General features: G+C 45.5%; 18 protein-coding genes and 1 pseudogene. 7 read left to right on the forward strand and 12 right to left on the reverse strand.

Annotated elements, in window-relative coordinates:
- Positions 1-4: 4 nt before the first annotated feature.
- Positions 5-916, reverse strand: coding sequence for a DNA-binding transcriptional regulator OxyR (gene oxyR / locus R7040_RS22105; RefSeq protein WP_005381326.1), 912 nt, complete (start codon positions 914-916; stop codon positions 5-7).
- 169 nt (positions 917-1085) lie between these two features.
- On the opposite strand from oxyR, the gene R7040_RS22110 reads away from it, so the two are divergent.
- The 3 genes from R7040_RS22110 (at position 1086) to R7040_RS22120 (ending at position 4133) form a co-directional block, all read left to right on the forward strand.
- A complete protein-coding gene (locus R7040_RS22110) occupies positions 1086-1814 on the forward strand; it encodes a redoxin family protein (protein ID WP_005382781.1) in 729 nt (242 codons plus the stop codon).
- Positions 1815-2005: 191 nt separating this feature from the next.
- Complete coding sequence (locus tag R7040_RS22115; RefSeq protein ID WP_085570126.1) at positions 2006-3478, forward strand: dihydrolipoyl dehydrogenase; 1473 nt, start codon at positions 2006-2008, stop codon at positions 3476-3478.
- A 373-nt stretch (positions 3479-3851) separates the two neighbouring features.
- Complete coding sequence (locus R7040_RS22120) at positions 3852-4133, forward strand: DUF3624 domain-containing protein (protein WP_025768083.1); 282 nt, start codon at positions 3852-3854, stop codon at positions 4131-4133.
- A gap of 194 nt (positions 4134-4327) precedes the next feature.
- On the opposite strand, the gene argH is transcribed toward R7040_RS22120, so the two are convergent.
- The 4 genes from argH to argC all read right to left on the reverse strand — a co-directional run bounded on the left by argH (position 4328) and on the right by argC (position 9561).
- Positions 4328-6202 carry an argininosuccinate lyase gene (argH, locus tag R7040_RS22125; protein WP_005381331.1) on the reverse strand — a complete coding sequence of 625 codons (1875 nt, stop codon included), beginning with the start codon at positions 6200-6202 and terminating at the stop codon, positions 4328-4330.
- A 242-nt stretch (positions 6203-6444) separates the two neighbouring features.
- Positions 6445-7659 (reverse strand): argininosuccinate synthase, encoded by a 1215-nt coding sequence (locus R7040_RS22130; protein WP_017821738.1) that lies wholly within the window; start codon positions 7657-7659, stop codon positions 6445-6447.
- Positions 7660-7743: 84 nt separating this feature from the next.
- A complete protein-coding gene (argB, locus tag R7040_RS22135) occupies positions 7744-8535 on the reverse strand; it encodes an acetylglutamate kinase (protein WP_005381333.1) in 792 nt (263 codons plus the stop codon).
- Between the two features lie 21 nt (positions 8536-8556).
- Positions 8557-9561, reverse strand: a complete 1005-nt coding sequence (gene argC / locus R7040_RS22140) for an N-acetyl-gamma-glutamyl-phosphate reductase (RefSeq protein ID WP_005382790.1) — start codon at positions 9559-9561, stop codon at positions 8557-8559.
- A gap of 144 nt (positions 9562-9705) precedes the next feature.
- On the opposite strand from argC, the gene argE reads away from it, so the two are divergent.
- From argE to R7040_RS22155, 3 genes are all read left to right on the forward strand, one after another.
- On the forward strand, positions 9706-10842 hold the full coding sequence (gene argE, locus R7040_RS22145; RefSeq protein WP_005381335.1) for an acetylornithine deacetylase: 1137 nt from the start codon (positions 9706-9708) through the stop codon (positions 10840-10842).
- A gap of 272 nt (positions 10843-11114) precedes the next feature.
- Positions 11115-13748, forward strand: a complete 2634-nt coding sequence (gene ppc / locus R7040_RS22150; protein ID WP_005381336.1) for a phosphoenolpyruvate carboxylase — start codon at positions 11115-11117, stop codon at positions 13746-13748.
- Between the two features lie 425 nt (positions 13749-14173).
- Positions 14174-14713, forward strand: coding sequence for a PadR family transcriptional regulator (locus R7040_RS22155; protein WP_005382791.1), 540 nt, complete (start codon positions 14174-14176; stop codon positions 14711-14713).
- Between the two features lie 70 nt (positions 14714-14783).
- Here the strand turns inward: R7040_RS22155 and metF are convergent, their stop codons facing one another.
- The 3 genes from metF to R7040_RS22170 all read right to left on the reverse strand — a co-directional run bounded on the left by metF (position 14784) and on the right by R7040_RS22170 (position 19533).
- Entirely contained in the window at positions 14784-15686 is a 903-nt protein-coding gene (gene metF, locus R7040_RS22160; protein ID WP_005381345.1) for a methylenetetrahydrofolate reductase, read from the reverse strand.
- A 262-nt stretch (positions 15687-15948) separates the two neighbouring features.
- Complete coding sequence (locus R7040_RS22165) at positions 15949-18357, reverse strand: bifunctional aspartate kinase/homoserine dehydrogenase II (protein ID WP_017633523.1); 2409 nt, start codon at positions 18355-18357, stop codon at positions 15949-15951.
- Between the two features lie 15 nt (positions 18358-18372).
- Complete coding sequence (locus R7040_RS22170; RefSeq protein WP_017821741.1) at positions 18373-19533, reverse strand: O-succinylhomoserine (thiol)-lyase; 1161 nt, start codon at positions 19531-19533, stop codon at positions 18373-18375.
- Positions 19534-19758: 225 nt separating this feature from the next.
- Here R7040_RS22170 and metJ point away from each other — a divergent pair, with 225 nt between their 5' ends.
- Positions 19759-20079 (forward strand): met regulon transcriptional regulator MetJ, encoded by a 321-nt coding sequence (gene metJ, locus R7040_RS22175; RefSeq protein ID WP_005381353.1) that lies wholly within the window; start codon positions 19759-19761, stop codon positions 20077-20079.
- Between the two features lie 113 nt (positions 20080-20192).
- Here the strand turns inward: metJ and R7040_RS22180 are convergent, their stop codons facing one another.
- The 4 genes and pseudogenes from R7040_RS22180 to R7040_RS22195 form a co-directional block, all read right to left on the reverse strand.
- Positions 20193-21470 (reverse strand): malic enzyme-like NAD(P)-binding protein, encoded by a 1278-nt coding sequence (locus R7040_RS22180; protein WP_005381358.1) that lies wholly within the window; start codon positions 21468-21470, stop codon positions 20193-20195.
- Between the two features lie 206 nt (positions 21471-21676).
- Positions 21677-22153 carry a bacterioferritin gene (gene bfr / locus R7040_RS22185; RefSeq protein ID WP_213962143.1) on the reverse strand — a complete coding sequence of 159 codons (477 nt, stop codon included), beginning with the start codon at positions 22151-22153 and terminating at the stop codon, positions 21677-21679.
- A gap of 93 nt (positions 22154-22246) precedes the next feature.
- Positions 22247-22435: a (2Fe-2S)-binding protein gene (locus tag R7040_RS22190; RefSeq protein ID WP_005381360.1), complete on the reverse strand. Its 189-nt coding sequence runs from the start codon at positions 22433-22435 to the stop codon at positions 22247-22249.
- Positions 22436-22766: 331 nt separating this feature from the next.
- Positions 22767-22837: pseudogene (locus R7040_RS22195) on the reverse strand (elongation factor Tu); the annotation flags it as partial.

A 22837-nucleotide genomic window follows, 5' to 3' on the forward strand; every position in this document is an offset into this window, starting at 1 on the left:
CTTTTTATGCTGCAGCATTCAATGATGGATAAGAAGCCAACACCTCTTTAATCTTCGCTGCTAAAGCTTCAAACCTAGCTCGTAATGGTGAGCCCGGACGGTATACGAGCACGATATTACGCGAGGGGGTTGGGTTAACAGCTGGTACGTAGCATACGCCATCTTTTTGCTTCTCATTAGGGATAGAAAGCTGAGGCAATAACGTAATCCCCGCACCGGCAGCAACCATGTTGCGTAACGTCTCCAAGCTGGTGGCTTTAAAACGCTCATCGTCTTTTGCACCAGCGGCAAAACAAAAACCTAACGCTTGATCTCGCAGACAGTGGCCGTCTCCCAACGCTAAAACGGTTTTACCATTCAGCTCCAACATATCAACATGGTCGAGAGAGGCCCACTCGTGGTCACATGGCACTGCGACACTTAATGGCTCTTGATACACTTCGATCTCTTTAAATGGCGCAGTTTCATCAACCGAAGCTAAAACTAAGCAATCTAGTTTGCCTTCTTCCAATTGACGCACTAATTGATGTGTTTGAGCTTCGTGCAGAAATAGTTCCAACTCAGGAAATGCTTCTTTTATCTGCGGCAGAATTTTGGGTAGTAGATAAGGCCCAACCGTCGGGATGAAACCAATATGCATCGGTCCAGTCATAGCTCCGCTTTGACCGCTTGCCATATCTCTGAAGGTTTTCACTTCACTTAAGATGCGTTTAGCCTGCTCCACCAGCTGTAACCCTGAATCGGTAAACAAAACACGTCGGCTGCTTCGCTCTAAAAGCGTGGTCCCGAGTTCATCCTCTAGTTTACGAATTTGCCCACTCAATGTTGGCTGGCTAACAAAACATGCCTCTGCCGCTTTACGAAAGTGCTTATGTTCCGCAAGTGCAACTAAGTACTCAAAATCTCGAATATTCATAATTCACGCTTCGCTTCTTTAACAATAGCTAATACCTATCAAAACCATAACACCAAACGATTAGAGCTATCAAAGGATTTTTACAATAATGGGCTCAACAAAACGAAACAGAGCGACGAAAAACGCTAAGCTCTATACGCATAGTTTAAAATAATTAAAGGAAATCATTATGTTTGTATCTAAAGAAGGTCAACAAGTCCCTCAAGTTACTTTTCCAGTTCGTCAAGGTGACTCTTGGGTGAATGTAACGACCGATGAGCTATTTAAAGGTAAGACCGTTATCGTATTTAGCTTACCGGGTGCATTTACTCCAACCTGTTCATCAAGCCATCTACCTCGTTACAACGAATTGTTCCCTGTATTTAAAGAGCACGGAGTGGATGAGATTATTTGTGTCTCGGTCAATGATACGTTCGTGATGAATGCATGGAAACAAGACCAAGAAGCAGAAAACATTACCTTCATCCCGGATGGTAATGGTGAATTCACCGATGGCATGGGTATGTTAGTGGATAAAAACGACATCGGCTTTGGCAAACGTTCATGGCGTTACAGCATGCTAGTAAAAGATGGCGTAGTGGAAAAAATGTTCATTGAGCCAAACGAACCAGGCGACCCATTCAAGGTGTCAGACGCAGATACGATGCTGAACTACATAGCGCCTGACTACAAAACGCAAGAATCCATCACGGTGTTCACTAAACCAGGCTGCCCTTTCTGTATGAAAGCGAAACAAAATCTGATTGACCACGGTCTTCAATATGAAGAAGTGATTCTGGGTAAAGACGCAACAACAGTTAGTCTACGAGCTATATCTGGTCGCACGACTGTTCCACAAGTCTTTATCGGTGGCAAGCATATCGGCGGTAGCGAAGAGCTAGAAGCGTATCTAGGCTAAGCTGTCCATAGCCTACACCCTCGGTCTCCGGTGCCTTTTGGCTCGGAGGCCAACCCTAAACCACTTCTTCTACTAGTCTAGATAAGTAGTCATCTGCCAATAAGGTGACTACTTATCCAGATTCAACTATCCAATTCACTCTCCAAGCTCAATGTAGCTAGCTTGGCTTAAAACAAAAGCGAGAGTTCACGATGAAACAAGTTAATGTCGACGTAGCGATTATTGGTGGCGGGACGGCTGGTCTTGGTGCTTATCGAGCAGCAAAAGCTCATACCAACAGCGTGGTAATCATTGAGGGCGGTCCCTACGGAACAACCTGTGCTCGTGTCGGATGCATGCCGTCTAAGCTGTTAATTGCGGCAGCAGAAAGTGTTCATCAAATCGAAAAAGCACCTGGATTTGGGATACACCCGCAAGGTGAAGTACGAATTAACGGACGAGAAGTGATGGATCGTGTAAAGCGCGAACGCGATCGTTTTGTTGGCTTTGTGCTTGAAAGTGTCGATGATATTCCCGCTGAAGACAAACTATCGGGCTACGCGAAGTTTGCCGATGACCACACTCTCATCATAGATGATCATACTCAGGTCACCGCACAGCGCATTGTTATTGCGACAGGATCTCGTCCAGCATATCCGGCAGCTTGGAATGAACTGGGTGATCGCCTAGTGATTAACGATGATGTATTTGACTGGGATGACTTACCAGAGTCCGTGGCAGTATTTGGCCCAGGAGTCATCGGCCTTGAATTGGGTCAGGCTTTACACCGCCTAGGGGTGAACGTGAAGCTCTTTGGCCTTGGAGGACAAGTGGGCCCACTGACAGACCCAGAGGTGATGGCGTATGCAGATAAAGCCTTTAAGGAAGAGTTCTACCTTGATGCAGATGTAAAAGTCGAAAGCATGAAACGCATTGCTTCATCAGACAATGACGGCGAAGACAAGGTCGAAATCCAATTCATCAACCATGATGGTGAATTAGAAACTTTCGTTGTCGATTACGTATTGGCCGCAACGGGTCGTCGTCCAAACGTCGATAAGCTGGCGATCGAGAACACCAATGTGGCTCTCGATGAACGTGGCGTACCAACGGCGGATCACTATACATTGCAAACTTCGGTAGAGAGCATCTTCATCGCAGGTGATGCAAGTAACCAAATTCCACTGTTGCACGAAGCCGCTGACCAAGGCCGTATTGCTGGAGACAACGCAGGCCGTTTCCCAGATATTCGTGCGGGTCTGCGTCGTTCACCAATTTCAGCCGTGTTCTCCGACCCTCAAATTGCTATGGTTGGAGAAACATATAAGCAACTAGAAACACGTCTAGGCACATGTGGATGTTTCGCAACCGGTGAAGTCTCGTTTGAAAATCAAGGACGTTCGCGCGTCATGCTTCGTAATAAAGGCATTCTGCATGTCTACGGAGAGCAAGGCACTGGACGTTTTTTAGGTGCAGAAATGATGGGCCCGAATGCAGAGCATCTTGCTCACCTTTTAGCGTGGGCGCACCAAAATAGGATGACGATTTCTGAGATGTTAGATATGCCCTTCTATCACCCAGTGATTGAAGAAGGCGTCCGCACCGCTCTACGTGATTTGAATTCAAAACTACACTTAGGGCCAGAAATGGTGAAACATTGTCTTGACTGCGGCCCAGGCTGCTAACGCTTTCGGGCTTCTATCTAAATATAAAGCAAAGCCTCGTCATCAACGAGGCTTTGCTTTACTACTTTGGCGCAATGAAATCTCTCTTACGCTGCCATCATTGCATAGCGACTGACCATACAAATCGCGACAACACCGATCATAAAGAACCCACCAGCGATACTTAGCGCAAGTTTCAACTCTGTCGACATCATTATATTTCCTGTTAAAGACTGACAGCGCACCATACATCAATTACGTGCCACAAAGCTTTTACAAAGCTAACTTTCCATTTTTGGTTGTGTCATAGCGCTCTAAGTCCGGTACAAGAAACGCTTTCCACCATTTAGTTAGATATATAATCTGAAGCAACACTAATGGTTTGGAAAACACTATGACTTGTCGCCGCTGCGAGGAACATTGGTTTTGGAAAAAACTTGGACGTTGCCAACGATGCTTGGATCAATTGACGGTACTTTCTGTACTGTGTTGGATTGTGTGGTGGTTTACGCTCAAAGATGATCCACAAAGCATCGAGTCGATCGCTTTGATCTTTGCCGGCTTCGCTTTCAACGTTTTGTTGTTTCTACACTTATGGATGCGTTTTGTCATCTTGCCTTGGCAGCGTCGAAAGGGACAAAAAAAGGCCAATAAAAAAGAGAAAAGTGACAGATAGAAAAAAGCCCCAAAACCAATGTCAGTTCTGGGGCTCTCTTAGATTCTTCTAAGAAAAAGCAGTGGTACTTTAATAGACCGGGCTTCCTCTCAAAGGTTCCAAATTTTTTCGATTTTTTTAGCGAATACTGATGTAAGTAAACAGGAAAATGACTATGTCATTGAATGCTAATAAAATCACTCCACAACTTCAGTTCATGCCACATGCGTTTTTTGGATCACTTGCTCCATTAAATTGATCTCAAGCGCTACCTCATCACATGCATGTTGACGTGGGCACTGATCGCAATCTTTCAGAACTTTCTCCGGCAGTAATGACTTCGATGTAGGTAAAAAGCTTTGCTTCATAAAGAACTCAGGCGTTCGCGTTAGAACAAAGACTTTCTTGATCGCCATCTGGCGCGCTTTCTCAACCAAATAGTTCACAATCGCACTGCCCTGCCCTTGGCCTTGCCAGCCCGCTTCGATACCAAGAGAGCGTATTTCTGCCAACCCTGAGTCATACACATATAGAGAAGCGCAACCCGTCACTTCACCATGATGCTCAGCCACCGCAAAAGAGCCAATATCTCTCACGAGCTCATTACGAGAGCGCGGAAGATTCTCACCAAGGTTCGCCCAGTAAGCAACCATACCTTCCAACGTTTCAATGTCCGTCAAACGTGCAGGACGCACTTTCACCGCCGAGCTGTCACGCTGGCTCAGGCGCTTATCCGCTTGTTCTACCGCGTAAGCGACCTGGTGAGGCGAAACACCCCCCAAAGCACAACGCTTTTCCAAACACGAATCGATAGTCAGAATGTCATACACATCCGCTTCAATGACTTCTGAGAAGGCTTTTAACTCTTCGATAGACAGCTCTTCTAGCGCACAACCTTTAGCAATAGCACCAACGACCGCGACACCGACGATGTGGTGAGCTTCACGGAATGGGATGCCTTTCGCCACTAGGTAATCAGCTAACTCCGTCGAGTTTGCGTAACCTTGTTTCGCCGCTTCTAGTGTGCGCTCGCCATTCACTTTAATACCGTCAAAACACAGAGCTGCCATTTCCATGCAGTCGTTCCATGTATCTAAAGCGTCAAACAACCCTTCTTTATCTTCCTGCATGTCTTTGTTGTACGCCAATGGCAAAGCTTTAACTGTCATCATCATGCTCGATAATGCGCCATAGACACGCCCTGTCTTACCACGGATCAACTCAAGTGCATCTGGGTTTTTCTTCTGTGGCATTAATGACGAACCAGATGTCACCGTATCCGCTAACTCAATGAAGTTTGACTCGCCTGAATTGTAGAAGATCATATCTTCGGCGAGACGAGAAAGGTGAAGCATAGAAATCGACGCCACCGACATCAGTTCCATCACATGATCACGATCTGAAACCGAATCTAGTGAATTACGCGTAGCACGGTGGAAACCGAGATTATGTGCTAATTGTTCGCGATCAATCGGATAAGCCGTTCCCGCTAAAGCACCCGAGCCAAGTGGACAAGTGTCGAGACGCTGTAAGGCATCATTCAGACGAGAGTAGTCACGCTCGAACATTTCAACATAAGCCAAGCACCAGTGAGCAAAGGTTACAGGTTGAGCACGCTGAAGATGAGTATAGCCTGGCAATACGGTGCCTTGGTGCTGTTTAGCAACATGGACCATTTGTGCTTGTAGGCGATCTAAAGCAATCAACAATTGCTGACCTTGCTGACGACACCAAAGTTTCAAGTCTGTGGCGACTTGGTCATTACGAGAACGCCCAGTGTGGAGTTTTTTACCTAAATCTCCCACTTTACTGATTAGCTGCTGTTCAACCCAAGAGTGGATATCTTCTGCATCAGAGCGAAGAATTTGGTGAGGGTCTTCCATCACTTCTAACTTCAGCTCATTTAAAGCAAGTTCCAGTTTTTGCTGTTCTTCTGCCGATAGCACATCAACAGAAAGCAGAGCTTTAGACCATGCGATTGAACCTACGATGTCTTGCTCAGCCAATCGGTAGTCAAAACGCAACGAATCATTGAACTCTTTAAATCTGGTGTCTGCCGCTTGGGTAAATCTTCCGCCCCATAATGCCATTGCGTCTCTCCTGATGACTATTGCTTACTCTAACGTTCTCGAATGAGTAGTAACCAATTTGATGGTCATTTGCTCACTTTTTCTTATGTGTGAACGTTACGGCAATTTCGATAAAAAATAAAGTATAAATTCAATATTTTTACATATATATTCAAGCCAAATTTAGGTACCCGCTTTTAGAAACCAAAAGACCCGCCTATAAATGGCGGGTCTTTATTCAATCCAAGATGGATGTTAAGGGATTATTTCTTCTGGCTGTTCAATGCACGAATACGGCTTGATAGCGAGTAAAGACGGATGAACCCACCTGCATGGCTTTGGTCGTACACTTCATCTTCACCAAAAGTCGCGAACTCTTCTGAATACAAGCTGTTGTCAGAACGTTTTTGCGTGACTGTCGCTTGACCTTTGTAAAGCTTAACAACCACTTCACCGTTAACGTCTTGCGCTAGCTCTTCTGAAGCAGCAAGGATCGATTTACATAGTGGCGTAAACCAACGGCCATCGTATACAAGGTGAGACGCTTTTAGACCTAGCTCCTCACGGAATTCGAATGATGATTTGTCTAGCACAAGCTGCTCTACAGCGCGCAGCGCTTCCATCATGATGGTGCCTCCCGGTGTTTCATAGCAACCACGAGACTTCATTCCAACAAGACGGTTTTCCACGATATCGATACGGCCAACACCGTGCTTAGCGCCCTTCTCGTTTAGGTAAACCAGTGCGTTGTATGGTGTCATCGCTTCACCATCAACTTCGACCACTTCACCTTTTTCTACTTTCAGCGTGACGTACTCCGCTTCATTTGGCGCTTGCTCTGGGTCGACAGTCCACACCCAGCAGTCTTCGTTTGGTGCGTTCCAAGTATCTTCTAAAACGCCGCCTTCCGTCGAAATGTGCCATGCGTTTGCATCACGTGAATAGATCTTAGTAAGAGACGCAGAGCAAGGAATATTACGCTCAGCGAGGTAATCCAAACACTCTTCACGGCTCACTAGGTCCCACTCACGCCAAGGTGCAATCACTTGTAAGTCCGGTGCTAGTGCTGCGAATGCACCTTCGAAACGCACTTGGTCGTTACCTTTACCTGTACAGCCATGACACAGTGCGTCCGCGCCCACTTTACGTGCCACTTCAACCTGCGCTTTAGCAATGATTGGACGCGCCATTGATGTACCTAGCAGGTACTTACCTTCGTAGTACGCGCCGGTTTTTAGCGTTGGGTAAATGTAGTCTGCGACCATTTCTTCTTTCAGGTCAGCGATGTAGCATTCAGAAGCACCGGAGGCTTTTGCTTTCGCTTCAATGCCTTCTAGCTCTTCGGCACCTTGACCAACATCGGCAACGAAAGCCACTACTTCACAGTCGTAGTTCTCTTTTAGCCACGGGATAATTACTGAAGTATCTAGACCGCCTGAGTATGCGACTACCACTTTATTTACGTTCACTTTGCTCATGTTTTTTCTCCAAACTTAACTGGTGCTGCGCTCGGCGGTCAGTGCCAACTACGACTTCCTAATATTGAATTCTTTTGCTGATGCTTATTGAGGCAAGAATTGAGTACCAATACTTTCACCAGCGAATAACTGTGCTAATTTTTCTGGGTAACGCCAGGTCGCGACTTCAATTGGACGGCCAAGATCATTGGCGGCCTCCAAAGCGGCTTTAACTTTGACGATCATGCCATCGGTGATCACATGTCCATCGATCAACGAGTTAGCTTGCTGCTCTGACAGGGTTTTGATCAAATGGCCTTTTCCATCTAATACACCACTCACGTCTGATAACAGGACTAACTCCGCATCTAATGCGCCCGCAACCGCGACTGCTGCTTGATCAGCATTCACATTCATCATCTGGCCATCTTTGGTTAAACCAATTGAACTGATGATCGGCAGTGCACCTGTGTTTAGCACCGCTTGTAATAGTGCTGAGTCACCCGGTGATGCTTTGCCTACCGCGCCGAGTTCTGGGTCAAGTTCTTCAACAAGACACAAACCACCATCCGCAAGGCTAAGGCCCACAGCGTTAAGACCGTCCGCAATCGCTTGACCTTGAAGTAACTTATTCGCAGTGCCTGCAAGCGCGCCTGCAATCACAGGAATTTGATCGTAAGGCGTTACGCGTAAACCGTTTTTCTTAACGGTTTCAAGCTGAAGCTTTGCCATCAACTCATCAACTAGGTAGCCACCGCCATGAACGATGGCGATTTGTCGCTGTGCCGATTTTTGGTAAGCCGCAATGGCACCAAAAAGTTGGCTTAAGGTTTGAGTGCATGATAGAGCTGCACCACCTAGCTTAATGACTAAAGGAGCTTGATTGGTTTGCGTCATCGCATTTCCCTCTTTCAACGACTACAGCAACGCTGTCAGTTCTGGGTAACCGTAATGAATATTGAGACATTGCATCGCTTGACTCGATGCACCTTTAAGTAGGTTGTCGATAGCTGAAATCACAATGATGTGTTCGCCTTGTACCTTCCAGCCGATATCGCAGAAAGGGGTATTTTCGACATCCTGAATACGTGGAATACCGTCGCCTTTAAGACGCACCGCAGGCTTGCCTTGATAAGCTTGTTCAAACGCCTGTGCCACTTGTGCTTCTGTCACACCTTGCGCAAGCTTCATGGTGATAGTGGCAAGAATGCCGCGTTTAAAGTTGCCGAGGTGCGGAGTAAAAATCACATCGCAACCCAAGTGCTGAGCAATCTCTGGCTGGTGACGATGGTTAAATACACCATAAGGTTGCAAGCTCACTTCACAGAAGCTGTTAACCATGGAGGCTTTACGCCCTGCACCTGATACACCACTGGTTGCGTTGATCACTGGCCATTGGTTGGTATCGAGCAACGCATGTTCTAATAAAGGTTTGATTGCAAGCTGTGAAGCGGTTGGGTAGCAACCTGCTACTGCAATCAAAGGAGTGGTTTTTATTGATTCTTGGTTCCACTCTGCTAAGCCGTATGCTGCTTTATCTAGCCAGTTGTTATGTTGATGTTCGAAGCCATAAAAAGTGTCGTAAAAGCCTTCACTTTTCACACGGAATGCACCCGATAAATCGAATACCTGACAGCCTGCCTCCAAGAAAGTTGGGGCTAAATCATGGCTGACTTCGTGAGCCGTTGCCAAAAACACCACGTCCGATTCTTGAGCGATTTGCAGTGGATCCGTTAGTGGTAAAACTGGCATATCAATGATGCCCGCTAGCTTACCGTGCAGCTGCGCGATGCTCTTTCCCGCATCAACACTGTTGGCGGAAACGTATAAACCTGATAGCGTGAGTTGTGGGTGTTTATTAACCATTAACGCTAACTCTGCGCCGGTGTAACCGCTGGCTCCAATAATCGTGGTTTTTAGCATTGTGTAACATCCATATACTTAAAGGCTCAAATGACTATTCATATTTAATTTTTGCTTTATTTTGATTTTTTATTCATTAAATATGATTTAATATGTGTTTTACATTTTTGTGGTCTGTCTGTCAACAGGAGATTTGAAGAATCCATGCAATTACCAACTTTTCTAGAGGTCTATGAAGGACTCATCAGCACCTCTTCTATCAGCTCCACGGATCCGAGCTGGGATCAGGGCAATGCAAAAGTCATCGAAAAACTCGCATCTTGGTTTAAAGATCTGGGTTTTAGCGTTGAAGTGATCGAAGTCGAGCCAGGCAAGCACAATATGATCGCACGTATGGGTGAGGGTGAAGGTGGCCTTTTACTTGCTGGCCATAGCGATACCGTGCCATTCGATCAAGGGCGATGGAATTTTGATCCGCATAAACTGACGGAAAAAGACAACCGCTTCTACGGTTTAGGCACAGCAGACATGAAAGGCTTTTTCGCCTTTATTTATGAAGCAGTGAAGAAAGTCGATTGGAGCAAGCAGAGCAAACCACTTTACGTATTAGCCACTTGTGACGAAGAGACCACCATGTTGGGCGCGCGACATTTCACAGCAAACGCCCCATTTAAGCCGGATTACTGCATCATTGGTGAACCCACCAGCCTTGTACCAATTCGAGGTCATAAAGGGCATGTGGCAAATGCCATTCGCGTAACAGGCAAGTCCGGTCACTCATCGGACCCAGCGCTTGGCGTTAACGCTATTGAGATCATGCATGAAGTCATGTTCGCCATGATGCAACTGCGTGACAAATTGATTAAAGAATATCACCATCCGGGTTTTGCCATTCCAAGCCCTACCCTAAATCTTGGACACATTCACGGTGGTGACAGCGCTAACCGTATTTGTGGTTGCTGTGAGCTGCATTACGACGTGCGTCCTCTTCCCGGCATTAGCCTTGATGGTTTAGAGAACATGTTGCGCGGAGCATTAAAAGAAGTCGAAGCGAAATGGCCTGGGAGACTGGAGATTATTCCATTGCATGAGCCTATTCCGGGTTACGAATGCCAACATGACCACCCATTTATTGGTGGTGTTGAAGAGATCTGCCAAACCAGTTCAGAAACCGTGAACTACTGTACTGAAGCACCATTTCTACAACAGTTGTGTCCAACCTTGGTGCTCGGCCCTGGGTCAATCGACCAAGCCCATCAACCGGATGAGTTTCTATCCTTCGACTTTATCGACCCCACAATTGATGTGCTTTCAAAGGCAATGGTCAAGTACTGCTGTTAATACGCGTTTAAGCTCAAAAGTCTGTGCAGCTCGATTGAGCTGCATCTTTTTATCTTCACAATTTAGCGCTAGTCTTAACACTTATTTAACTTGTTATTTTGTAATTAATTTTCACTTCTTACTCTATGGCTGCCGTAAATTTGCTCTAAATCAGGAGACAGCGGAATAATTGCAAACTTAGTCTGCTTTATTTGACTATAACTGGTGCTTTTCGCTAGATTGGAGTCTTAACAAGGACAATGGATGTAGTTTTTTTACGAGGCAGGACGACAATGAACGAGAAATACGCCGCACTCAAAAGTAATGTGCGCATGTTAGGCCACTTATTGGGTAACACCATTCGCGATGCCCATGGCGAAGAAATCTTCGAGAAAGTGGAAACCATTCGTAAATTATCCAAATCAGCTCAAGCAGGGAATCAAGCAGACAGGGACAGCTTGATCGAAGAAATCAAACATCTACCTGATGAGCAGCTAACGCCCGTTACTCGCGCGTTTAACCAATTTCTAAACCTCACCAATATCGCTGAGCAATACCACACGATTTCACGCCATTGTGAAGAGCACATTTGTGAACCAGACGCGATTAACTCGCTATTTTCTAAACTGGTACAAAACGATGTGAGCAAACTGGACACTGCCCAAGCGGTTCGTGATCTAAATATTGAATTGGTATTGACGGCTCACCCAACAGAAATTACGCGCCGTACGATGATCAACAAACTGGTCAAGATAAACGAGTGCTTATCAAAGTTGGAGCTAAGCGATCTTTCTTCTAAAGAGCGCAGAAAAACCGAACGCCGCCTAGAGCAACTGATTGCCCAAGGCTGGCATTCAGACGTGATTCGACAACAACGCCCTACTCCGTTGGATGAAGCAAAGTGGGGCTTTGCGGTCGTTGAAAACTCTCTATGGGAAGCAGTACCGGACTTCCTACGTGAGATGAATGACCGTCTAAAATCTTACCTTGGAGAAGGTTTACCCATTGATGCTCGCCCAGTGCACTTCTCCTCTTGGATGGGCGGTGACCGTGACGGTAACCCGTTTGTTACTCACAACGTTACGCGTGAAGTCTTACTATTGTCTCGTTGGAAAGCCGCCGATCTTTATCTCAATGACATCAACGAGTTGATCAGCGAGCTGTCTATGACAGTTTCAAACGATCAAGTCCGTGAACTTGCTGGCGAAGATCAGCACGAACCATACCGTGCGATCCTGAAGCAATTACGCACTCTGCTCAATGAAACCAAAGATATTCTCGATGCTAAGATCCACGGTCAAAAACTGGCCGTTAAAGCCCCACTGCAAAAAGTCGAGCAACTTTGGGAACCACTGTATGCCTGCTACCAGTCACTAAACGAATGTGGCATGGGTGTAATAGCCAACGGCTCACTACTGGATACACTACGCCGCGTAAAAGCATTTGGTATCCATCTTGTACGTCTTGATATCCGCCAAGAGAGCACGCGTCACTCAGATGTCTTGTCTGAACTAACTCGCTACTTAGGTATTGGTGATTACGAACAATGGAGTGAGCAAGATAAGATTGCTTTTCTAACTAACGAGCTGGCATCTAAACGTCCGCTTCTCCCTCGTGATTGGGAACCGTCTGAACCCGTCAAAGAGGTTTTGGATACCTGTAAGATTGTTGCAGCACAACCGCGTGAAGCGTTTGGCGCTTACGTTATTTCAATGGCACGTACCGCCTCTGACGTACTCGCCGTTCATCTACTGCTACAAGAAGCAGGTTGCCCTTACCGCATGGATGTGTGTCCTCTGTTCGAAACGCTAGACGATTTGAACAACGCAGAATCGGTCATCAAGCAGCTTATGGGGATTGACCTTTACCGTGGTTTTATCCAAAACCACCAGATGGTCATGATTGGTTACTCTGACTCAGCGAAAGATGCAGGTGTTATGTCTGCTGGTTGGGCTCAGTATCATGCGATGGAATCGTTAGTTAAAGTGGCTGAAGAAGAAGGCGTTGAGCTAACTCTATTCCATGGTCGTGGGGGCACAGTCGGTCGCGGTGGCGCACCTGCGCATGCTGCGCTTTTGTCGCAACCACCAAAAAGCTTGAAAGGCGGTTTACGTGTAACAGAGCAAGGCGAAATGATCCGCTTTAAACTGGGACTCCCAGATGTCGCAGTAAACAGCTTTAACCTATATGCAAGTGCGATTCTGGAAGCCAACTTGTTACCGCCACCAGAGCCAAAACAAGAATGGCGCGACTTGATGGAAGTGCTATCAGAAGTAAGCTGTGAGTCTTACCGAAATGTGGTTCGTGGCGAGCCAGATTTCGTGCCTTACTTCCGCCAAGCAACACCAGAACTCGAACTCGGCAAGTTGCCACTTGGTTCTCGTCCTGCAAAACGCAACCCTAAGGGCGGAGTAGAAAGCTTACGTGCAATCCCGTGGATCTTCTCATGGAGTCAAAACCGTTTGGTACTTCCTGCATGGCTAGGCGCAGGTGAAGCGATTCAATACTCGATCGATAAAGGCCACCAAGCATTGCTCGAAGAGATGTGCCGCGAATGGCCATTTTTCTCAACTCGTCTCGGCATGCTGGAAATGGTGTACTCGAAGTGTAATATTGATATCTCTCGCTACTACGATGAGCGATTGGTGGATGAGTCGCTCCGTCCACTCGGTGAAAAGCTTCGTGCTCAGCTTCAAGAAGACATCAAAGCGGTACTGAATGTAGAGAACAATGAAAACTTGATGCAGCATGACCCTTGGGGACTCGAGTCTATTCGCTTACGCAATATCTACGTTGAGCCATTGAATATGCTACAAGCAGAGCTGCTATACCGCACGCGTCAAACCGAAGAAGCTTCTGCAAACTTGGAAGAAGCGTTGATGGTGACGATTGCTGGTATTGCTGCAGGTATGCGCAACACAGGCTAATCGTTTCATTTTTAATAGAAAGCTGGGCAAATGCTCAGCTTTTTTTTATCACAGGATAATCGCACCAAAACAAAGGCAGTTAAATACACCACTAGAGGCCCAAAAAATACCAAAATAAAAGAATAAAAAACCACAAGTTAACACTATTGATTATTATGTTAGTTTTTTAGGGTAATTTTGTCCTACTATTCCACTTCATGCTTATTATTTATATACTACTTGCCTGCTGAGAGCTCATAAATCCAATCATACCTGCTCCAGCCTTGATGGGACTCCCCATCTCTCTAGGTGATAAACGGCTTTAAGGTGACAGGACCAACATTGTTGGTGCTACTTATACATTAAAAAACTCAAGTGCCAGTAAGAGCGCAGCTGAAAGTATAAGTAGCTTGTTTACAAGTTTATTGACCATTTGGATTGAAGACATGTCATTACCACACGTAATCTTAACTGTTCTTAGCACTCGCGACGCAACCGGTTACGATATCACTAAAGAATTCTCTGCTAGCATCGGTTACTTCTGGAAAGCAAGCCACCAACAGGTGTACCGTGAACTCAACAAAATGGCTGAGAAAGAACTGGTTACTTGCGTATTAGAACCCCAAGAAGGCAAACCAGACCGCAAGGTTTACTCCATTACAGACGCTGGTCGCAGCGCTTTAGGAGAGTGGTTTGATCAACCAACTGCACACCCAACAGTTCGTGATGAGTTTTCAGCGAAATTGATGGCATGTGCCGTTCAACCAGCGGCTCCATTCCGTGACCAACTCGCCGAGCTAGTTGAAGAGTCTCGCAAACTGGTTTCTCACTACAAAGAAATTGAAGCGGCTTACTACGCAACGCCGTCAACTTTAGATAAACAAGCTCGCCTAGAACGTCTAACGCTTCGCCGTAACCTACTGTTACGTGAAACTTGGATCACTTGGGCAGAAGAAGTTCTAACTGAACTTGAAGTGATTGGTTAAACTCCTTTTGCTTTGATAAAACGAAAAAGGCTTGCCACTTGGCAAGCCTTTTATCTTTTTGAAACTAGGTTTACGCACCGACTACTGCGCGAGGACGAACACCCAACGTATGGCATAACGCGTAAGTCATCTCTGCACGGTTTAGTGTGTAGAAGTGAAAATCCTTAACCCCTTCACGACTCAGTACACGCACCATATCAATAGCTTGGCTAGCTCCTACAAGCTGGCGAGTCACCGGATCATCATCCAAGCCATCGAATTGTTTGCTCATCCATCCTGGTACTTTCACATTGTTCTGTGCCGCAAAGCGAGAAGCTTGCTTAAAGTTCGATACAGGCAAAATTCCTGGCACAATCTCTACGTCAATTCCTGCTGCGACACAACGGTCACGGAATCGCAGGTAAGACTCAACGTCAAAAAAGAACTGAGTAATAGCACGGTTTGCACCTGCATCTACCTTACGTTTTAGGTTCAATAAGTCAGACTGTGCGCTTTTAGCTTCAGGGTGAACCTCAGGGAATGCTGCAACGGAGATATCGAAATCGTGGCGTGATTTCAGCAGCTCAACCAAATCCGAGGCATACATATCAGGCGCACCGCCACCTGGAGGAATATCACCACGCAGAGCGACGATATTTTCAATACCATTGTTCCAATAATCATCGGCAATATTAATCAACTCTTCACGAGTCGCATCAATACAAGTGAGATGGGGAGCGGCAACCAATCCGGTTGTGGCTTTAATTTCTTTAATGATGGAGTGTGTTCTGTCACGCTCGCCGGAGTTCGCACCGTAAGTCACAGAAACAAATTTAGGTTGAAGCGTTTTAAGACGGTGCACTGAATTCCAAAGTGTTTCTTCCATCTTAGCGCTGCTTGGCGGAAAAAACTCAAACGATACATTGATGTTATCTGATAACTCAGCAATATTCTGGTTCAAGGCGTCGATATGGCCTGCGTGCGTATATCCCATCTTACTCTCCCTGCGGCACTCCGCCACGAAAACAAATCCTTAAAATCGACGTTTAGACGTCTATATGTCTACAGAATGTATTGAATACGATTTAATGTCAACCTTGTAATTATGAATTTTTCTCAAGTTAATAATGAAGATAGTTCAAGTTTCTACTTGAGCATCATCTCACCATTTTGCACGGGTTATGACTTCAGTATGGCACTGATAGGGGAATAAAAAACCCTGGATTAATTCCAGGGTTTTTAGGTCAATCGCAACTTTAAAATAAACCAGCCAATCGGTTGAGGTCGGATTGAATAGCGCCGGCTGTCACTTCTCTGCCAGCGCCTGGTCCTCGAATGACCAGAGGGTTATCTTTGTACCACTTGCTCTCTATGGCAAAAATGTTATCGCATGGCAATAAGTTGGCGAGCGCGTGCTCACGAGATAACGCTTCGACTCCCACCGTTGCTTTACCATTTTTTTCTAAACGCGCCACATAGCGAAGCACTTGATCGTTTCTCTGTGCTTTTGTCAGACGCTCTTGAAGTATTTCACTCAACAACGCTCCATTATCGAAGAAATCATCTAAGCTCAGTTCTCTTAATTCTTCTGGCACCAAAGACTCAACTTTAACGCTGTCTGGTTCTATATCTAGGCCCGACTCTCGAGCCAAGATGACTAACTTACGCATTACATCGGAGCCATCTAAATCAGAACGAGGATCAGGTTCGGTTAAACCTTGCTGCCAAGCAAGATCGACTAAATCATTAAATGGCACAGAACCATCAAACTGTTGGAACAGCCATGATAGCGTCCCCGAGAAAATACCCGATAGAGCGACGATTTCATCCCCACTTTCACGAAGATCTCGCACGGTATGGTTTATCGGTAACCCAGCACCAACCGTTGCGTTGTATAGCCAATGACGACCAATTTTAGCGAATGCATCTTGAACCTGATGGTAGTACTGGCTATCTGCGGAACCGGCAACTTTGTTAGCGGAAATCAAATGAATGCCTTGCTGTGCGATTTCTACGTAGCGCTGAGCCAACTCTTTACTTGCGGTAACATCAAGCACGACGGCTTCATCGTAGCTTTTAAGCGCTCCCAAACGTGCCAGCCAATCCCCATTGTTTGCTATGCTTTCATCATCAAATCGTTCAGCAACACTCGCCGCCTCAATACCTTGCTCATCGAACCAATAGGTTTGGCTATCCACAACCGCGACAAGATCAAAGCTCATACCATGACGTTTTTCGAGCTCACTTTTTTGCGTCGCAAATAAATTTAACCAACTAGAACCAATATTACCCTTGCCACATAAAGCCACTGCCACGCGTTTTTGCGCTTGGAACAACTGGCTATGAATCGTTTGAACCAACGCCTCAGTATCAGTACGGCGCAAAACAGCGACTAGGCTCAGCCCTGAGTCTGTTTCAGAGATAAATTCTACCGGAGAGTGCTTTAGCTTCTGATAAAAGCCAAAGCAATGATTGGCGTTTTTCGTAACGCCTGCACCTACCGCAGCTAAGAGCGAGTAACCTTCTTTTAGCTTAATTTCAGCCTCTACCGCAAGCTCTTGCAAGTGTTTCAATGCACCACCGGCGATTTCTGCGGTGTAAGCCAAGCGTAGCGTGTGCTGATCGGATTGAGCTTCAAATGCCAGTGGCTCTAATTGCGCGCGCTGCAACGCTTGTAATACATCACTCTGTGTTTTTTCGAAGTCGTGCCCATGCATGAAAGACAACTGCACCAATAAAACATCATCCAGTGAAGTAATAATTTTAGCGCCACGACCAGATGCCAATACACGCTCAATACGAGTAGAACCCGACTCTGGCAGATAGCTACACTTGAGATTAAGGTCCATGGTACTTTGCGCCACAGGCTGAAGCGTGCGACTGTGTAGCACTGGGGCAGCTAAGCGAGCAAGTTCACTGGCTTCATCCAATCGAAGTAACGGTAATAAACAAGCGTCAGACACCAAACGTGGATCGGCACTATAGACACCAGCAACATCACTCCAAATCGTGACAGTACTGACTTCAGCAAGCGCGCCTATGACCGTTGCAGAATAGTCAGAGCCGTTACGACCAAGTAGAATGGTTTCTCCTGCCTCGTTCTGAGCCATAAAGCCAGTAATTACCACACGTTTATGGTTATGCTGCGCGAGGATCTCTTTAATTAAAGGGTATGAACGAGCGCGATCAACCTCTGGTTGAGTTCCCGCTTCTGCACGTAAAAACGCTCGTGCATCTTGTGCAACCGCAGGGATAGAACGTTGAGATAATAACGCGGCCAATAGGCGAGCAGACCATACTTCTCCGTGCCCCAGTACCGCGGCTTTTTGCGCATTAGTGAGTGGTGCAGTCAGCTCCGAGAGAGTACTGAACTCATCATGTAATAAAGCTAACAGCTCTTCTTTTGCTTCACTCTCCAACAAGCTTTCTATTAGCTCAGTTTGAAACTGTCTTAAGCTTTGAAGCGCTTCATGCGCAATTCGGCCATCTTTATTTAACCCTTCCAAAAACTCAATCAAGCGATTAGTGGTTTTTCCTGCAGCAGAGACGACCACAAGATCATTTTCTGTCGAATACTCTTTGAGAATACCCACAACGCGTAAGTAGCATTCTGGGTTTGCTAAGCTACTGCCACCAAACTTATGCAGCTGACGTTGTACAGTCATTGTTATCGTCTCCTATTACTGGGTAGCTTTAGCGAACGCTTGTTCTAAATCTGTGATGAGGTCTTGTGCATCTTCCAAACCGACAGACAAACGCAATAGTTGATGAGAGACCCCAGCCTCCGCCAGTGCCTCCTCACCCATTGCACGGTGAGTCATGGATGCCGGGTGGCAAATCAAACTTTCTACACCACCTAATGATTCAGCTAATGAAAACAGTTGGAGCTCTTTCACAAACACCTTTAACTGCTCAAACGAACCAGCAAACTCAAAACTCAACATAGAGCCAAAGCCCGTTTGCTGCTTTTTAGCGATGTCATGACCTGGATGTTCCGGCAGGCTTGGATGATAGATAGTTTTAACTAACGCTTGTTTCTGTAGGTAAGCCAGTACCTGCTGTGAGCTCTCTTCATGTACTTTCATACGAGCACCAAGCGTACGAATACCTCGCAGTGTCATGTAACTATCGAAAGGTGTGCCCGTTGCACCAATACAATTGCCCCACCATGCAAGCTCTTCTGCATGCGCTTCTGTGTTGGTGATGATTACCCCACCAATTACGTCCGAATGACCGTTGATGTACTTTGTTGTGGAGTGGATAACAAAATCCGCACCTAGCTCTAAAGGTTTTTGGTACACGGGTGTCAAAAAGGTATTGTCCACCGCAACTAACGCGCCGACTTGTTTCGCTTTTTCACAGGTAGCTGCAATATCCACTACGCGAACCAGAGGGTTTGACGGAGTTTCTAGCAAAATGAGTTTTGGTTTTTGTGCCAATGCAGCATCTAAAGCCTGTTCGTCTGATTGATCGACAAACTGAACCTTAAAATCGCCTTTGCTAGCTCGAGTATTAAAAAGACGATAGGTGCCGCCATAACAATCGTGAGGAGCAATAATGAGATCATCTGGGCCGAGAAAAGCGGAAACCCATAAATTTAATGCCGACGTACCGCAGTTAGTAACAACCGCTCCTTTTCCAGACTCAAGTTCAGATAGCGCACTTTCCAACAGTCCGCGGTTTGGATTACCAGATCGTGTGTAATCATACTTGGGCACTTCACCAAAAGCAGGAAAACCATAGTTAGTGGAAAGATAAATAGGTGGAACGACAGCATGATATTGGCTGTCTGATTCAATACCAGTGCGTACTGCAATGGTCGCAGGTTTGCGAGTGCTCATGGGTGTATCCTTTCACGGGTAATGACTTCTAAATAGGAATGCGCTATATCTAATGAGTAACATAAAGTGATCAACACGCTTCCTTTGCTGTTATGTTCACTTTACTCGTCAAAAAATGAGACGTCAACACTTCTAGACGTCTATATGTCTTTGCTTATGGCGGTAAATGCAGCTAAAATCAGCACCTAAATTATTTTTAACCGATTACATAAATGAAGGTGTGCAATGGCTGACTGGAATGGCGAATACATTAGCCCATATGCAGAGCACGGCAAAAAAAGCGAACAAGTAAAAAAAATTACCGTCTCTATCCCGCTAAAAGTTTTAAAGGTGCTAACTGATGAGCGTACTCGCCGTCAGATCAATAACTTACGCCATGCAACCAATAGCGAACTGCTATGCGAGGCATTTTTGCACGCGTACACAGGTCAGCCACTTCCGACAGATGAAGACCTTCGTAAAGACCGTCCTGATGATATTCCAACAGAAGTAAAAGCGCTGATGACGGAAATGGGCATCGAATTTGAGTCATTCGACGAAGAATAAAAAAGCCTGATAAGAGGTTTCAGGTAATAACTCTTGCCTCGAGCCAAATGAATGACATAAAAAATGGGACGCAATAGCGTCCCATTTTTTATGTATCACATCTGAAAGATATATTACTCTGCCATGTAGTTTTCAGGCATCTCGATACGAGCTACACCTGAATTAACCGCCGCCTGAGCAACCGCTTTTGCAACACGTGGTAGCAAACGTGAATCCATTGGTTTTGGAATAATATAGTCCGCACCAAACTCTAGCTTATCAACACCTGCAGCCTTCAATACGGCTTCAGGTACAGGCTCTTTTGCTAGCTCACGAATCGCCTCAACGGCTGCAAGTTTCATTTCATCATTGATTTCACTTGCACGCACATCAAGAGCACCACGGAAAATGAATGGGAAACACAATACGTTGTTAACTTGGTTAGGATAATCACTACGGCCAGTACCCATGATCAAGTCATCACGAACTGCGTGAGCAAGTTCCGGCTTGATTTCAGGATCCGGGTTAGAACATGCGAATACGATTGGCTTATCTGCCATCAACTTCAACGCTTCCGCTGGCAATAGGTTTGGACCAGATACACCTAGGAACAGATCTGCACCTTCAATCACGTCTTCTAGTGTGCGCTTATCTGTATTGTTCGCAAATAGCTGCTTATATTCATTAAGATCATCACGACGAGTGTGAATCACACCTTTGCGATCTAGCATGTAGATTTTTTCGCGCATTGCGCCGCATTTGATCAGAAGCTCCATACACGCTACAGCGGCAGCGCCAGCGCCAAGACAAACAATTGTTGAATCTTCAAGTTTCTTACCTTGAAGTTCGATTGCATTCAGCATACCCGCTGCCGTTACAATAGCAGTACCATGTTGATCATCGTGGAATACTGGTACATCACAACGCTCAATCAGACGCTTTTCAATCTCAAAACAGTCTGGTGCTTTAATATCTTCAAGGTTGATACCGCCAAAAGTGTCTGCAATGCTCGCAACAGTATCAACAAATTCATCGATCGTGCGGTGCTTAACTTCAATATCAATAGAGTCAAGACCTGCGAAACGCTTAAACAGTAACGCTTTACCTTCCATCACTGGCTTAGATGCAAGTGGACCTAGGTTACCTAGACCTAGAATAGCGGTACCGTTAGAAATAACAGCAACCATGTTCCCTTTTGCAGTGTACTTGTACACGTTATCCGGGTTTTGTGCGATTTCACGCACTGGCTCTGCAACACCAGGGCTGTAAGCAAGGGCAAGATCACCCGCCGTTTCCGCAGGCTTTGTAAGTTCGACAGCAATCTTTCCTGGAGTTGGATAAGCATGGTAATCCAATGCTTTTTGGCGATGTTCTTCTTCTGGAGTGGCTGCTTGGTGGTTGTCTTCAGACATGGACGTTTCTCTTTTTTATTTTTAGGTAAGGGGGCATAAATTCTATCGGATAGAAATCAAACTTCATAGGCAAGATTGCGAGCAATATCCTTAAAAAGCCGATAATAAAAGAGATTAGACCAGATAACGGGGTTAAGCACCTGATTTTCGAGTCAGGTGCTCTTTCTTCTTACTATTATTGGAGTATGCAAACTCAGAAAGTATCGTTACTCTTCGTCCACGTATTGCGCTTGGAGATAATTCTCAATACCAGACATTTCAATCAAGCCAAGTTGCGTCTCTAGCCAATCAACATGTTCTTCTTCATCTTCAAGAATATCTTGGAAGAGATCTCGAGACACATAATCTCGAATGTCTTCAGCGTAGGCAATCGCATCTTTTAAATCTGGAATAGCCGCCATTTCAAGCTTTAAGTCACACTCGAACATTTCCTTGGTATCTTCACCAATCATCAACTTACCTAAATCTTGTAGGTTCGGTAGGCCTTCAAGGAACAAAATACGCTCAATTAGATGATCGGCATGCTTCATCTCATCGATAGATTCGTGATATTCCTTGTCTGCTAGGTGCTTTAAGCCCCAGTCTTTATACATTCGGGCGTGAAGAAAATACTGATTAATAGCGACGAGCTCGTTACCGAGCACTTTATTGAGATGTTGAATGATGATTGGATCGCCTTTCATGACAAAACCCTCCTCTTTGGCTTCATTTAAATGTAGAAGCAAATGAGAAGGTGTCAAAATGTAAGGCAAATAATTACTGCATACTTACAGCAATTAGCTGGCTTGTTTAAATTCCGTGTAACTAGTTTCCGCTAAAATTTCCTTGGCCTGTCTGATGCACTTACCACATTGGCTGCCCAATGCCGTGCACTTTTTGATTCCTTTAATATCTGTTACGCCTTCATCTATCGCCAACTTCCTAATTTTTTTGTCGGAGACACCATGGCAAAGACAAACGTACATACTCAAAAAACCTATAAAACTAATCTGTGACAAACAATATAAACAAGAATAGTTCTTGTTACCAGTCGCATTATGGTGTCCGCTCAGAATATTTGGTTATAAAGATTTTACCGCTGCAGGAAAAGATCAAAGGGTTAAGAGGGGTGAGTAAAAGCGTTAAGAAACAAAGCCGGTAAAACTCTGTTTTTAAATCGAAAAAGTGACGTCTTTTATTTCAACACTTATAACTAAATGTAATCTAGAAATGAAAAAGGGAAGCCTAAGCTTCCCTTTTCGATGCGCTTTCTTCAAAAAGAAGAACAGTGCAAGATTTCGTTTAATTCGTTATGAATTAGTCGAAGATCTTAGCAACAACACCAGCACCTACTGTACGGCCACCTTCACGGATCGCGAAACGTAGAC

It is taken from the genome of Vibrio sp. 1069 (genome assembly GCF_033340555.1).